Genomic DNA, 14,618 nt, shown 5'->3' with positions numbered 1-14,618 from the left:
TATTCATCGCGGCTCGCGGTCTGATTCGGCTCACGGTTTCGGCGCCGCCAGGGCGGCCTTGATCGCCGCGGTGTACTGCGGCGCCAGGGTGTCGACGAACGACACGGTCAAGTGGTCCTGGTCACGGTACAGGTTGGCGCCGCCCACGACCGGGAAGCACGTCTCCTCGTCGCAGAACACGTCCGTGAAGTCCAGCAGTGTCACTCCCGGAACGCCGGCCGCAGCATCCCGCAGCGGGTCGTCCTGGGTCAAGAGATCGGCCCGCGCTCCCGTGCAGTCGCTCATCGCCCGCGTGCGCAGGCACTTGTTGGGATCGGTCTCCCACGCCGGATTGTCGACAACGGTGATCACCGGGATGCCGCGATCGAGCACCTCGCTCCACGCACCGCGGTATCCGGCGACGGCTGCGGCGTGCGACGACTCGTAGCCCGCGCTGGAATACGGCGTACTCGAGATCGCCGCGGTGAACACGGCGTCCAGCGGTGCATCCTGCAGTGCAGTCGTCACACCGGCGCGCCAGTCGGTGCAGGCATCGCCGAACGCGCCCGCGGTCGACAGCGCCGTCGTGTTCCACGGGCACGCACCCTTGAAGTACGTCGTCAGATGCCAGCCGTTCTGCTCGGCCATGCGCTCGAACGTCGAGAGCAGCTGATAGGCGTGGCTGTCGCCGACGAGCGCGATCTGCGGCGCATCCGGATCGGTCGACCCGAACTCGCACGACACCGGACGGGAGTCGTTCAGCTGCACGAAGCACTGCTCGTCGGTCGGTCGATCAGCGCGGGCGAAACCGGGAGCCGGCAGCACCGTTGTCTTGAAATCAGTGCCCGCACACGTCGGGTCGAGCACCACGGCCGCACCGAAGCACGTCGGCGGATCGGCGCGGAGCTGCTCGATCGCCTGCACGCCTTCGCGATACGCGGGTGCGTTGATCGCCCACGCCGCGCCGGCGGTGCCCGCGACCAGCACCATGGCGGCCAGCGACGACCACAGCGTCACACGCGCGCGTCGTGAGGTGAGCACCTTCCACGAGCGCACGGGGTCTTCGACGAACCGCTTCGTGAGCCACGCCAGGATGAAGCAGACGATCAGCAGCGCGACCCGGTGGTAGATCGTGAGTCCCCAGAAGGGCACCGACGGCGCGATGATGATGAGCGGCCAGTGCCACAGGTACAGCGAGTACGAGATGTTGCCGGTGAACTGCGCGGGGCGGATCGAGAGGATCCGGGTCGGGTACCACCAGCGCGTGGTGTCGGATGCCGCGATGACGGCCGCGGCGCCGAGGGCGGGCAGTGCCGCCGCGTAGCCCGGGAACGTCGTCTGGGCATCGAAGGTGAACGCCGTGTACAGCAGCGCGATGATCCCGGCCCACCCCAGCACGAAGCTCGCGATCGGATTGCGCACGCGCAGCGCGGGGACCAGCGCGATCATCGCCCCGATGCCGAACTCCCACATGCGCCCGAACGTGACGAAGTATGCGGGTGCAGGGTTGGCGAGGGTGAACGCGACGCAGAAGACGAAGGATGCTGCGCTCACGACCCCGAGCGTCACGAGCACCACAGTGCGCCGCCGCCCGCGGACCCACTTCACCGCGATCCATGCCGCCAGGAGCATGAGCAACGGCCACACGACGTAGAACTGCTCCTCGAGCGACAGTGACCAGTAGTGCTGCACGGTCGTCGGGTTGCCGGCGTGGTTGAGGTAGTCGGCCGAGTTGAACGCGAGGTACCAGTTCTCGACGTAGAAGGTCGACGCGATGATCTCGCGCACCTCGTTGGGCAGGGCCGAGGTCGGCATGAGATACGCCGAGCCCGCCACGATCGCACAGAACAGCAGCACGAGAAGGGATGCCGGCAGCAGGCGCCGCGCGCGCCGTGCCCAGAACTGCGCCAGACGCACCGTTCCGGTCGCGGTCAGCTCGCGCATGAGGTGCCCGGTGATGAGGAAGCCCGAAATCACGAAGAACACGTCGACGCCGACGTACCCGCCCGACAGGCGTCCCGGCCAGAAGTGGTAGAGCACGACCAGCAGCACCGCGATCGCGCGCAGCCCCTGGACGTGCGGGACGAAGCGCGAGGGTTCGGCGTGCTCCGGAGAGCGGTCGGACGGCTCTCGAGGGACGATGGCCGAGGGGCTGCCGAGGTTCTGGGGCCCGAGCTCGTGGTCTGCGGATGGCACTCCTCGACGCTAGTCGGTGGGTCGCTGCATTCCCGCATTTCCGCATGTTTCCGGGCAGATAAGCCCAGCCTCAGCTTGCTTGCGGAATGCGTGGGCGTGAGTAGCGTTGTCTTCAACGTCACAAGAGACGAGCCACGGAGGCACATCATGACAGACACGAATAATGTCTCGCAGACCATTTCGCAGACCGCCAGCAACGCCGACGCCGTCACTGCCACCGCGCAGTTCCTGACCCCCGTCGTGCTGGGGCTCCAGGCCCTCACGATCAATGGCAAGCAGGCTCACTGGCACGTGCGCGGTGCCAACTTCATCGGCGTGCACGAGCTTCTGGACACCGTGGTCGCCCACGCCGGCGACTGGGCCGACCTCGCCGCCGAGCGGATCGTGGCGCTCGGCCTGCCGGTCGACGCACGCCTTGCGACCGTGACCGAGAAGGTCGCGCCCACCGCTGTTCCCGCCGGTTTCACCACGTCCGACGCGATCGTTCGCGACGTGATAGCCGACATCGACAGGGTGCTCGCCGACGTCAAGGCGGCGATCGACGGTCTCGACGAATTCGACCAGTCGAGCCAGGACATCGCGATCGAGATCATGCGCGGACTCGAGAAGGACCGCTGGTTCCTCTTCGCGCACATCGCCGAATAGACCATCCGCGGAAGGCCCCCGGGTTCTCCCGGGGGCCTTCCGCGTCTAGCCGTGCTGCAGGTACGCGAGGACCGCGAGCACACGGCGATGATCGGACGCCGATTCCTCCAGCCCGAGCTTCTGGAAGATCGCCGTGACGTTCTTCTCGACCGCACCGACTCCGATGTGCAGAAGGGTCGCGATCGTCGTGTTGCTGCGACCCTCGGCCATGACCTCGAGCACGTCGCGCTCGCGCGGCGTGAGCGCCGACATCGGATCGGCCCGCGCCGCCAGAAGCTGGCGGACCACCAACGGATCGAGCACCGTTCCCCGATCCACGACGCGCCGGACCGCCTGGGTGAACTCGTCGAGCGAGGTCACCCGATCCTTGAGCAGATAGCCGACGCCCCCCTCGCCGCTGGCGAGCAGCTCCCGCGCGTACACGCCCTCGACGTACTGGCTGAGCACGAGGACCGCCACTTCGGGCGACTCGGCCCGCAGCCGGAGCGCGGCTCGGATCCCCTCGTCGCGAAAGCTCGGAGGCAGGCGGACATCGAGGATCGCGACATCGGCCCGCGCGTCGGCGACCCGCCTCACGATGTCGTCGGCGTCGCCGTAGGCGCCGGCCGTGACATAACCCGCCTCGGCGAAGAGGCGTACGAGCCCTTCGCGCAGGAGCAGCGAATCCTCGATCAAGACGACGCGGAGCGGATGCGGGGGCGCAAGGCCGTCGCCAGGATCTGACACGCTCACAGGATAGGCGTCGGTCATCCCTGCTCCGCGATCCGGGCCGGGAGCGGGACGTGCGCCCCGATCGTGGTCGGTCCACCCAGCGGGCTCTGCACGACGAGCTCGCCGCGGAGCCCGGCGAGTCGATCCCGGAGACCGTCCAGTCCGTGCCCCGGGGCGAGATGTGCACCACCCCGGCCGTTGTCGACCACCCAGACATCCAGCATCGCCGTTGTGCCCGGCGCGGAGCCGGGCTCGATCGGTCGCTGGGCGGCCTTGACGGTCGCTGCCGTCGCGCCGGCGTGTTTGACGGCGTTGGTCAGCAGCTCGGCGACCGTGAAGTAGATCGTGCGGGCGATCTCTGGGCTGACCGCCTCGTCCAGTGCGGGGTCGATATCGAGGTGGACGGGCAGGCCGCTGCCGACCGCGAGCGCGCCGAGGGCTGCGACCAGCCCGCGATCCTGCAGCAGCGGCGGGGCGACACCGCTGGAGAGTGCGCGCAGCTCGTCCAGCGCCGCCTTCGCGTGCGTCCGGGCCTCGCGGGCGAGCGAGGCCGCGGCATCCCCATCCCCCGCCTCGGCGCGGCGCTCCAGAGCGGCCAGGTCCATCTGCAGCCGGACCAGGCGCTGCTGCGGGCCGTCGTGGATGTCGCGTTCCAGGCGACGCAGCGCGACATCCTCCGCGTGGACGGCAGCATCGCGGGCGAGACTCTCGGCGCGCACTTGGGCGGCCAGATCGTCGGAGCGCCAGCGGCCCAGCATCCCGCCGGCAATGGCGTGGTGCATGGCCGTGAGTGCGCCCAGCACCCACGGGAGCGTCGCCGCGCAGAACACACCGGCGAGCACGTACAGCAGCACCTCCACTCCTGACTGCGACAGTGCGCCGAACAGCAGCGGCAGTGCGTTGCGGACATCATCCCCCCACACGGACCGCCCGTCACCCTGCGGGATGAAGGGCCCCCAGAACCAGTACGTGAGGCCACCGAGGCTGACACTCAGCCAGACCGTCGTGATGGTGAACGAGACGGTCGAGATGATCGGGCTCACGATCATGCCGTGCACGAGCGAGAGCCAGTAGTGCGCGTTGCGCACGGGCCTGGTGAGGGTCATCCAGAAGCGGTCGGCATCGGGGGCGTCGTGGCTCCACTCGGGCTCGACGATCGCCGGCAGTCCGGTCAGACGCAGGAGGAACCGGTCGGCGACGCCGAAGCCGCGAGCGACGAGCAGCGCCATCACGATGATCGGCAGGCCGATGACGAGGATCAGCAGGCCCACACCCGTCCAGAAGAGCGTCGCGAGTACGACCACCGACGCGATCGCCAGCGCGAAGACGGAGAGCAGGTAGACGGCCGAGCCGGGCACGCGCCGCCATAGCGCGCCGTAGCTCCAGACGGGGCGGGGCGGCCCGGGTCGTAGCGGCGCGGGGCTCGCCGGAGTCGAGAGGGAGGTCATGGGTGTCTCTGCATAGATCGTCACACGTCGAGACTCGTCGCCGCGCGACGATTCCGGCATCCGACCGCCTCCCGAGTGCGTACGGGGGCTGACCCCCTATGCGAGGTGGGTCAGGCGCCCTGCGAGGAACGTCGCGGCGACGGCCATCGCGCGCAGCTCCGGCTCGCTCGCGGCCCGCTGATCCCGCTCGCACAGTGCGAGGTCGGCGATCGCACCGGGCTCGATGCGGGCCGCGGCGGCAGAGCCGCCGTGGGTGGACGCGTCCAGCGCGGTCGCGGCATCCACGCCCTGCTCGATCCGCCACGGTGGGCGTCCGTCGCGGGTGCGGAAGACCGCTGCGGCGATCGCCGCCCACGGATCGAGTGCCGAGACGGGCGCATCCGAGCCGAACAGCAGGTTGGCGCCGCCATCGGAGAGCGCGCGCAGCGGATAGGCGAGCGCCGTCTGGGCGGCCCAGATGCTGTCGGTGAGGTCCCGGTCGTCGATCGCGTGCTCGGGCTGAACGCTCGCTCCCACGCCGAGGCGCGCGAATCGGGGAATATCGGCGTGCGCGACCAGCTGCGCGTGTTCGATCGTGCCCCATGCGCCGGTCGCGGCGAACGCGTCCAGCGCATGGGAGTTCGCCACATCGCCGATCGCGTGCACCGCGCACGCCAGCCCCGCCCCGGTCGCCCCGGTCATCAGCTCGGCCAGCTCGGCGGGCTGGACGGTCAGCATCCCGTGGTTGTGCGGGTCACCGGGGTAGGCGTGCGAGCTCGCGGCCGTCCTCGTGCCGAGCGAGCCGTCGGTGATGATCTTGAACGGCCCGACGCGGGCGAGATCGGATGCTGCGCCCCGCGCCGGATCGCCGGTGCGAAGCCCCTCCGCGATCGCGCGCGCCAGGTTGTCCGGGTAGATCCCGAACTCCACCCGCAGCCGGTCGAAGCCGCCTCCGATGCGGCGGACCCACGCCTCTTCGTTCCACGCCATGTCGAGGTCGACGAGCCCGACGACGCCCCGGGATGCGGCATCCCGAGCCATGTTCGACACGAGCGCGTCGCCCACCGCGGGGTTCACCTCGTTGAGGCGCCGGGAGATCTCGAACGCGGGTGCTTCGCGCAGCAGACCGGACCCGTCGGAGGCGAACCCCTCACGCCGCAGCGCGGCGGAGTTGACCCACACGCTGTGCACGTCGGCATTGATCAGATAGGTGGGGATCTCGCCGGTCGCCGCATCGAGCGTCTCGAGGGTGGGCGGGTCGCTCCAGAACGCGTCGCGGAAGCCCGTGCCGATGCGGCGGTGACCCGCCAGGACCGGGGCAGCGCCCATGACGGCCGCCGCGTGCGCGGCCGAGGACGCATGGCCCAGGGGCTCGCGCTGCGCGCCGAGCGCCCACTGCACGACGTGCACGTGGTGATCCCACAGTCCGGGGATGAGCCACGCGCCGTCCGCGCGGAGCGTCTCTCCGCGGGCGCGGATGTTGCCTGCCGGCGCGATATCGGCGATCAGTCCGCCCTCGAGGAAGACATCGACGGGCTGGTCGGAGAGCACGGAGGTGATGCCGACCGGGATGCGCGCGTCGGTGATGGTCGTCACCGTCTGCCCGACTCCGGTCACAGGCGTGCTCCGGTCATGGGCGAGGCGCCATCGCGTCGTGCGCGCGGCGCATCTCTGCGGCGAGAGCGGGGTTGGCGAATGGGCCTTCCCCGGAAAGCTCGGCGATCACCGTCTCAACGACATCGGACGACTTGTTCTGACTCAGCTTGCGCTTGGCGACGACCTTCGTCGGAGTGAGCCGGAAGCCGACGGTGCCGCGCTCCAGCCGCTCGACGAACGCGGCATCGTTCGGCCGCTCCCACATGAGGCGCGGCTCGGGGAGAGCGCTCTCGAACCGCGCGACCAGCCGATCGAGCACCTTCAGGTTCTCTTCGGCGCTCAGCACCTCCGGGATGCCGGAGAGGTGGGCAGACACGAAGTTCCAGGTCGGCACGCTCGCCACATCGCCGTACCAGTTCGGCGAGATGTACCCGTGCGGACCCTGCACCACGAGCATCACCTCGCGCTCCCCCAGTCCGTGGATCAGGTCGTCGGGCTTGCCGACGTGCCCCACGACCGTCAGATCGTCGCGGTCCTCGTCCAGGAGGACGGCGTAGTGCGACGCGACCAGACCGTCGGGCGTGCTGCTGACGAGGGTCATCCACGGATTGCGGTCGATGAGGCGGCGCAGCTCCGCGACATCCGTCATCGCGAACGAGGGATTCTGGCGCATCTGCTCAGTCTAGGTTTCGCGGCATCCCGTCTCGATACGCTCGCAAGCTCACTACTCGACCACCGCTGCTCTCTCACGCCTGACAGGAGGGGCACCAGTAGAGCTTGCGGGTCGCCATCTCCTCCACGACGATCTCGGTGCCGCACACCCGGCACGGGAGACCCGCGCGGTGGTAGACCCAGTGCCGGTCATGGCGGCTGGCCATCGCCGCGCGGTACGCGGCGGGATCGAGGTCGTCCATCGTCATCATCTGGCCGGTCTCGACGCCGATCGACAGCAGTCGCACCCAGTCGCGCCACAGGTCGCGCACGACCTCCTCCCGCACTTCGCGGCCCGGCGTGTGCGGGTTCTGGCGGGTACGGAACAGCAGTTCGGCGCGGTAGACGTTGCCGATGCCGCTCACGACGGACTGGTCCATCAACAACTGGCCGATCGGGGTGGGCTTTCGGCGCACGACCTCGGTGAACCGCGCCTCGCCGTCGGCGATGTCGTCGACGAGCGGGTCGGGCCCGAGCTTCGCGATCGTCGCGAGCATCTCGTCGGGTGTCTGCAGCTCGCACGCCGTCGGTCCGCGCAGGTCGGCGCAGGTGATCTCCGTGAGGAGGCGCAGACGCACCTGTCCGACCACGAGCGGCGGCCATTCAGCCTCCTGCTCAGGAAGCCCGGTCGTCTGCTCCGACATGCGCACCCGCACACGGGCACGCCGGGGTGCACCGATAGAGGTGAGTGAATTCTCGCCCGCAGCATCCAGAACCGTTCCGCGCTGGTTGGTCTGTCCCATGCGGCCGTTGGACGACGCGATCGTCGGGTCGACGAGGATCTCACCGGCGAAATCCCACGCCCCATACATGCCCAGATGCACCCGCAGCCAGAGGTCGTCGTCGAACTCGAGGAACATCTGCTTGCCGACGGCGCGGACGGATGTCGCCGTGCGGCCGCTCAGCACGGCAGCACCTTCGGCGAACCTGCCCTGCGGGCTGGATGCCGTCACCGCACGCCCCACGAAGTTGCGGTCGAACTGCCGGGCGATCCGGTGGACCGAATGCCCCTCGGGCATCAGCCGGCTTCTGGGTCGAAGGCGTCGACGTCTTCGCCACCGGTCGGCGCAAGCACGCCTGCACGCGGATCGGGCACGAGCGCGCCGTCGGCCTCGTACGCCGCGATCTGCCCGATGCGGCGCACGTGCCGCTCCTCGCCTGAGAACGGCGTCGCGATGAAGCGGTCGATGAACGTCGCGGCCTCGTCGAACGTGTGCTGACGTGCGCCGATGGCGATCACGTTCGCGTCGTTGTGCTCGCGCGCGAGCTCAGCGGTCGCGATGTTCCACACGAGGGCGGCTCGGACGCCGCGAACCTTGTTGGCGGCGATCTGCTCGCCGTTGCCCGAACCGCCGAACACCACGCCGAGAGTCTCGACGCCCGCCTCCTGGTCGCGGACGACCGCCTCGGCGGCGCGGATGCAGAACGCGGGGTAGTCATCCAGCGGCTCGTAGTCCAGGGGGCCGTGATCGACGATGTCGTGACCCGCCGCAGCCAGATGATGCTGCAACTGGGTGGAGAATTCGAGGCCCGCGTGATCGGTCGCGATGTGGATGCGCATGGGGTCGATTCTAGAGACCGGTCACGGGGCGATGCCGGAGGCCGCGGGCTTGAACCCGGCTCGGACGTTCTCGCAGCAGCCCGGCCGGCAGACGTCGAACCAGGGCCCGAGATCCGTCAGGTGCGGGCGCTCGGAAGTGGGCGTGCCGTGCAGACGCTCCTCCACCAGGTCGACGAGTCCCGAGACGTAGACCGGGTCGACGCCGGGGGTCGGGGTGCGTACGGCACGCAGCCCCGCCTCGGCGGCGGCATCGAGCGCCTCAGTGTCGAGGTCCCACAGCACCTCCATGTGATCGCTCACGAAGCCGAGCGGAACGATCGCGACCGCCTCGATGCCATGGGCGGGTAGCGTCGCGATCACGTCGCACACGTCGGGCTCGAGCCACGGCTGCGATGGCGGGCCGGAGCGCGATTGGAAGACGAGGTTCCACTCGATCGCGGCAGCGGCAGGGATCTCATCGGCGATGCTGGCCATGATGTGGGCGGCCACCGCCTCGTGCTGTGCGGCGTACGCGCCGCCGGCACCGAAGTCTCGGAACTCGGGATCGCCCTCGCGCGGCCCCGACCGCGCCGCATCCGTCATCGGAATGCTGTGCGTGGAGAAGAGGACGCGCACGGCCTCGGGCCGGACTCCCCCGTCGAGAAAGCCCTGCACCGCGGCGCGGACGCCAGCGGCGAACGGCTCGACGAAACCGGGGTGGTCGAAGAACTGCCGCACCTTGTCGATCGTGACGGGGTCTTCGCCCTCGCCGAGTCCGGTGTCGATGAGCACCCGGGCGTAGTCCTCGCGGTACTGACGGCAGCTCGAGAACGAGCTGTAGGCGCTCGTCGAGATGGCCAGAAGTGTCCTATGACCGGATGCCGCGGCATCCGTCACGGCGTCTTCCAGGTAGGGCGCCCAGTTGCGGTTTCCCCAGTAGACCGGCAGCTCGAGTCCGCGACGGGCGAGCTCCTCCTCGAGCGCCGCTTTGAGGGCTCGGTTCTGCGCGTTGATCGGGCTGATGCCGCCGAAGTGGCGGTAGTGGTGTGCGACCTCTTCGAGACGCTCGTCGGGGATGCCGCGTCCGCGGGTCACGTTGCGCAGGAACGGGATGACGTCGTCTTGACCCTCCGGACCGCCGAAGCCCGCCAGCAGCAGCGCGTCGTACGCCGCGGGCGTCTCGATGTGCGCCGCTCCGTCACGCGCGACGGCCGATGCGAACCGCACCGTCACGGTGCTATCGATCACCGTGCTGTCGATCCCGATGGGATGGGTCTGCTCGTCCGATGCGCTCACGGATCCATCCTGACATCCGCCGACCGACGCGGGCGCGTGAGGAGGCACTGCCGTAGGCTGAACAGGTTGTCGCCGGCGCCAGCAGCGCCGTTCCGCGGCATCCGATCCTCACCCTCGGGAGCAGCCCAGTGCCTGGAGAGAACCTCACTCGCGTCGAAGCCCAGCAGCGTCGCGCGATCGTCGACACCCACTCGTACGAGGTCTCGCTCGACCTCACCAGAGGAGACGAGATCTTCGGCTCCCGAACCGTCGTGCGGTTCTCCGCAACCGAAGGCGCGGAGACGTTCATCGACCTGATCTCGGGGTACGTCCGCACGATCACGCTGAACGGCCGCGAGATCCCGGTATCGGCGCACGTCGATTCGCGCATCGCCTTGGACGGGCTCGCGAGCCAGAACGAACTGATCGTCGACGCGGACTGCAGCTACACGAACACCGGCGAGGGCCTGCACCGCTTCGTCGACCCGGTCGACGGCGAGGTCTACCTGTACTCGCAGTTCGAGGTACCCGACTCGCGGCGCATGTTCACGGTGTTCGAGCAGCCCGACCTCAAGGCGACGTTCCAGTTCACGGTCACCGCGCCCGAGCCGTGGAAGGTCATCTCCAACTCCCCCACCCCCGAATCCGTGAAGCACGGTGACGGCACGGCGACCTGGCGGTTCGAGCCGACTCCCCGCATTTCGTCGTACATCACCGCCCTGATCGCAGGTCCCTACGAAGCCACGTTCTCCGAGCTCACCAGCTCCTCCGGCCGGGTCATCCCGCTCGGCGTGTACGGCCGCAAGAGCCTCTGGCAGTACCTGGACGCGGACTACATCTTCGACAAGACGCGTGAGGGCTTCGCGTACTACGAGGAGAAATTCGCCTACCCGTACCCGTTCGCCAAGTACGACCAGCTGTTCGTGCCCGAGTTCAACGCGGGCGCGATGGAGAACGCCGGAGCGGTGACCTTCACCGAGACGTACGTGTTCCGCAGCAAGGTGACGGATGCCGTCAAGGAGCGGCGCGTCGTCACGATCCTGCACGAGCTGGCCCACATGTGGTTCGGCGACCTCGTCACGATGAAGTGGTGGAACGACCTGTGGCTGAACGAGTCGTTCGCCGAGTGGGCCTCGACCATTGCCACAGCCGAGGCCACGGAGTGGACAGCCGCGTGGACGACGTTCAACGCGATGGAGAAGACCTGGGCTTACCGCCAAGACCAGCTGCCCTCGACCCACCCCGTTGTCGCCGAGATCAACGACCTCGAAGACGTGCAGGTGAACTTCGACGGGATCACCTACGCCAAGGGCGGATCGGTGCTCAAGCAGCTCGCCGCCTGGGTCGGCATCGAGAAGTTCTTCGCGGGCGTCGCGGCGTACTTCGCGAAGCACGAGTGGGGCAACACCGAGGTCGGCGACCTGCTCGCCGAGCTCGAGACCACGAGCGGCCGCGAGCTGAGCACCTGGTCGAGGAAGTGGCTCGAGACGGCCGGCGTCAACACGCTGACCCCGCTCATCGAAGAGGCGCACGACGGCACCATCTCGCGGTTCGCGATCGTCCAGACCGCTCCCGCCGACTACCCGACGATCAGGCCACACCGCCTCGGCGTGGGCTTCTACAGCCTCCGCGGAGACGCCCTCGTACGCGTCCACTCCCTCGAGCTCGACGTCGACGGCGACCGCACCGACGTTCCCGCGCTGAAGGGCGTCGCCCGCCCCGACCTCGTGCTGCTCAATGACGAAGACCTCGCCTACGCGAAGATCCGGCTCGATGAGCGTTCGCTGCAGACCGCGATCGATCACCTCGGAGCGATCAGCGATCCCCTCGCGCGCTCGCTGGTATGGGGTGCTGCGTGGGATCAGACACGGGATGCCGAGGCATCCGCGAGCGATTACGTCGATCTGGTGCTGCGCAACATCGGCGCCGAGACCGAGTCGACGACCGTCCGCACGACGCTCGGTCAGCTGCAGCTGGCCGCAGGCTCGTACGTGTCGCCCGAGAAGCGCGATGCGACGCGCGAGAAGGTCGCCGACGCGCTGTGGGCGCTCGCGCAGGACGCCGAGGCCGGCAGCGACAGTCAGCTCCAATTCGTGACGGCCTTCGCCAGTGCGGCCTCTACCCCGCGCCAGTGGGAGAGCGTGCGCCAGGTGCGCGACGGCGAGGTGAGCTTCGCCGGTCTCGACATCGACACCGATCTGTCGTGGCAGCTGCTCGTCTCGCTCGCCGCAGGAGGGGCGGTCACGGCCGCTCAGATCGACGCCGCGCAGGCGGCGGACGACACCGCGAAGGGCGGCGAGTTCGCCGCCCAGGCCAAGGCGTCCCTCCCGACCGTCGAGGCGAAGACCGCCGCCTGGGATTCGCTGATCTCGCGCGACGACTTGCCCAACACGATCGTGCGTTCTGCTGCTCTCGGTTTCACCCATCCGGCCGGAGTCGGGGTGCTCGGCCAGTTCGTGTCGCGCTACTTCGACATGCTCCTGCCGGTGTGGAACTCGCGGACGTACCAGATCGCGGCGTACCTGATCACGGGCCTGTACCCGGCGGCACTCGCCAACGTCGCGCTGCAGGACGCCACCCGCGCCTGGCTCGAGGCAAACCGCGACGCTCCGCCGGCCCTGCGCCGGCTCGTGAACGAGAACCTCGCCGGAGTCGAGCGGGCCCTGGCCGTGCAGGAGCGCGACACCGAGTAGATCCCCCTTGCGACGGACGCGCGACACCGGGTCTTGTCCGTACGGTGGGTTCATGATCGTTGCAGAAGACCTCACGAAGCGGTTCGGAGACAAGACCGCCGTCGACCACGTCTCATTCACCGTCCAACCCGGCAGAGTCACCGGATTCCTGGGGCCCAACGGCGCCGGCAAATCCACGACGATGCGCATGATCGTCGGACTCGACCGGCCCACCGCTGGGACCGTGACCGTCGGCGGGAGCGCGTACCGCACGTTGCGGTCGCCGCTCACCGAAGTAGGCGTGCTCCTTGACGCGAAGGCGGTGCACACCGGGCGCACGGCCCGCGAGCACCTCCATGCGATGGCGGTCACGCACGGCATCGGACGCCGCCGCGTGGACGAGGTCATCGAGCTCACCGGCATCGGCTCAGTGGCGGGCAAGCGCGCCGGGAAGTTCTCGCTCGGAATGGGCCAGCGTCTGGGCATCGCCGCTGCGCTCCTCGGCGACCCGCACACGCTGATCCTCGACGAGCCGGTGAACGGCCTCGACCCGGAAGGCGTGCGCTGGGTACGTCAGTTCGTGCGCTACCTCGCCTCCGAGGGCCGCACGGTGCTTTTGTCCAGCCACCTCATGAGCGAGATGTCGCAGACCGCGGATCACTTGATCGTGCTCGGTCGCGGCAAGGTCCTCGCCGATGCCCCGCTGACGGAGATCGTGCGCGCCTGGACGCGCGCGAGCCTCGTCGTTCGCTCCCCGCGCCTCGCCGAGCTGGTGCAGGCGCTCGCCGACCCGGAAGTGACTGTCACCGCCGTCGAGCCCGGAGTCGCCGAGGTCACCGGTACGACCGCCGCCGCCGTCGGCGACCTCGCCGCCGCACTGGGCATCCCGGTGCACGAACTGACACCGCGCTCGGGCTCGCTCGAGGATGCCTACCTCGCGCTCACCGGCGAATCCGTCGAGTACAAGACCAAGGAGATCGCATGACCGCCGCCACCAGCGTTGTCACCAACGCAGCCACTCCCGTCGCGGGCGCGGCCCCTGCGCCGACGCCCACGACCCGTTCGCGCACGGCCTCCCGCTACCGTCTGACCTTCGCCCATCTGCTGCGCAGTGAATGGATCAAGATCTGGAGCCTCCGCTCGACGTGGTGGTCGCTCGCGGTCGCGGCGGTGCTGTCGGTCGGCATCTCGTTGTTGATCGCCGCGGCCACAGCCAACTCCGGACCGGGCTTGCCCGCCGCCACCATCATCCTGCTGCCGACGCAGTTCACGATGCTGGTCGCGGGGATCCTCGGCGCGATCGTGGTGACCGGCGAATACTCCACCGGGATGATCCGGTCCACCCTGGCGGCCGCGCCCCGTCGTGGTGCCGTGCTTGCCGCGAAGGCGATCGTGATCTCGGTCATCATCGCGATCACGACGATCGTCATCTACGCCATCGCGATCGCCGCCACGGCGCCGATGGTCGCGCAGGGCATCGATTGGTCGCAGCCGTCGCAGTCGATCGTGCCGCTCATGTACGGGGTCCTCGCGATGGTCGCCTACACACTGATCGGACTCGGCTTCGGATTCGTCATCCGCAACGGCGCCGGCGCGATCGCGACCACGGTCGGCGTGCTGTTCGTGCTGCCCATCGTCTTCAGCCTCTTCACGATCGCCGGCGAGGGATGGCGCTGGATCGTGGACCTCGCGCAGTACCTGCCGTCGAACGCGGGCGGCACGCTCGCCTCGCCCGGCACGGAGGATGTCCTTCCGTCGCTCCTCGCCCTCGCCGGTTGGGTGGTCGTACCACTCGTGCTGGGCTGGATCGTGCTCCGCACGCGCGACGCGTAGCCTCGGCCACCCCCTTGGGATGCCTCGGCGCCG

The 14,618-nt window shown here is 69.1% G+C and carries 12 protein-coding genes; 4 read left to right on the top strand and 8 right to left on the bottom strand.

Annotated elements, in window-relative coordinates; translation table 11 throughout:
- Window positions 1–30: 30 nt before the first annotated feature.
- Window positions 31–2,175 (bottom strand): acyltransferase family protein, encoded by a 2,145-nt coding sequence (locus ACFE6Z_RS02845; protein WP_375384166.1) that lies wholly within the window; start codon window positions 2,173–2,175, stop codon window positions 31–33.
- Between the two features lie 147 nt (window positions 2,176–2,322).
- Between ACFE6Z_RS02845 and ACFE6Z_RS02840 the strand changes: the two genes are divergently transcribed.
- Window positions 2,323–2,820 (top strand): Dps family protein, encoded by a 498-nt coding sequence (locus ACFE6Z_RS02840; protein WP_375384165.1) that lies wholly within the window; start codon window positions 2,323–2,325, stop codon window positions 2,818–2,820.
- Between the two features lie 45 nt (window positions 2,821–2,865).
- Here ACFE6Z_RS02840 and ACFE6Z_RS02835 read toward each other — a convergent pair whose 3' ends face one another.
- The 7 genes from ACFE6Z_RS02835 to ACFE6Z_RS02805 all read right to left on the bottom strand — a co-directional run bounded on the left by ACFE6Z_RS02835 (window position 2,866) and on the right by ACFE6Z_RS02805 (window position 10,065).
- Window positions 2,866–3,570 carry a response regulator gene (locus tag ACFE6Z_RS02835; RefSeq protein ID WP_375384164.1) on the bottom strand — a complete coding sequence of 235 codons (705 nt, stop codon included), beginning with the start codon at window positions 3,568–3,570 and terminating at the stop codon, window positions 2,866–2,868.
- Window positions 3,567–4,979, bottom strand: coding sequence for a sensor histidine kinase (locus ACFE6Z_RS02830; RefSeq protein ID WP_375384163.1), 1,413 nt, complete (start codon window positions 4,977–4,979; stop codon window positions 3,567–3,569). The genes ACFE6Z_RS02835 and ACFE6Z_RS02830 overlap by 4 nt, the downstream gene beginning before the upstream one ends.
- Before the next feature lie 96 nt (window positions 4,980–5,075).
- Complete coding sequence (locus ACFE6Z_RS02825; RefSeq protein WP_375384162.1) at window positions 5,076–6,575, bottom strand: amidohydrolase; 1,500 nt, start codon at window positions 6,573–6,575, stop codon at window positions 5,076–5,078.
- 13 nt (window positions 6,576–6,588) lie between these two features.
- The gene (locus tag ACFE6Z_RS02820; protein WP_375384161.1) at window positions 6,589–7,227 is read right to left on the bottom strand and encodes an FMN-binding negative transcriptional regulator; all 639 of its coding nucleotides are present in this window, start codon (window positions 7,225–7,227) and stop codon (window positions 6,589–6,591) included.
- 73 nt (window positions 7,228–7,300) lie between these two features.
- The gene (locus ACFE6Z_RS02815) at window positions 7,301–8,284 is read right to left on the bottom strand and encodes an Fpg/Nei family DNA glycosylase (RefSeq protein WP_375384160.1); all 984 of its coding nucleotides are present in this window, start codon (window positions 8,282–8,284) and stop codon (window positions 7,301–7,303) included.
- A complete protein-coding gene (locus ACFE6Z_RS02810) occupies window positions 8,284–8,826 on the bottom strand; it encodes a ribose-5-phosphate isomerase (RefSeq protein ID WP_375384159.1) in 543 nt (180 codons plus the stop codon). The genes ACFE6Z_RS02815 and ACFE6Z_RS02810 overlap by 1 nt, the downstream gene beginning before the upstream one ends.
- Window positions 8,827–8,847: 21 nt before the next feature.
- A complete protein-coding gene (locus ACFE6Z_RS02805) occupies window positions 8,848–10,065 on the bottom strand; it encodes a ferrochelatase (protein WP_375384640.1) in 1,218 nt (405 codons plus the stop codon).
- Between the two features lie 164 nt (window positions 10,066–10,229).
- Between ACFE6Z_RS02805 and pepN the strand changes: the two genes are divergently transcribed.
- Genes pepN through ACFE6Z_RS02790 form a run of 3 tightly spaced genes read left to right on the top strand, consistent with a single transcriptional unit; the run spans window position 10,230 to window position 14,585 of the window.
- The gene (gene pepN, locus ACFE6Z_RS02800) at window positions 10,230–12,773 is read left to right on the top strand and encodes an aminopeptidase N (protein WP_375384158.1); all 2,544 of its coding nucleotides are present in this window, start codon (window positions 10,230–10,232) and stop codon (window positions 12,771–12,773) included.
- 52 nt (window positions 12,774–12,825) lie between these two features.
- Window positions 12,826–13,737: an ABC transporter ATP-binding protein gene (locus ACFE6Z_RS02795; RefSeq protein WP_375384157.1), complete on the top strand. Its 912-nt coding sequence runs from the start codon at window positions 12,826–12,828 to the stop codon at window positions 13,735–13,737.
- Complete coding sequence (locus ACFE6Z_RS02790; protein WP_375384156.1) at window positions 13,734–14,585, top strand: ABC transporter permease subunit; 852 nt, start codon at window positions 13,734–13,736, stop codon at window positions 14,583–14,585. Before ACFE6Z_RS02795 ends, ACFE6Z_RS02790 begins: the two co-directional genes overlap by 4 nt.
- Window positions 14,586–14,618: the final 33 nt, after the last annotated feature.

Source organism: uncultured Microbacterium sp. (assembly GCF_964244775.1).
In the GTDB taxonomy this organism is placed as follows: Bacteria; Actinomycetota; Actinomycetes; order Actinomycetales; family Microbacteriaceae; genus Microbacterium.
This window is presented reverse-complemented; position numbering and strand designations above follow the sequence as displayed.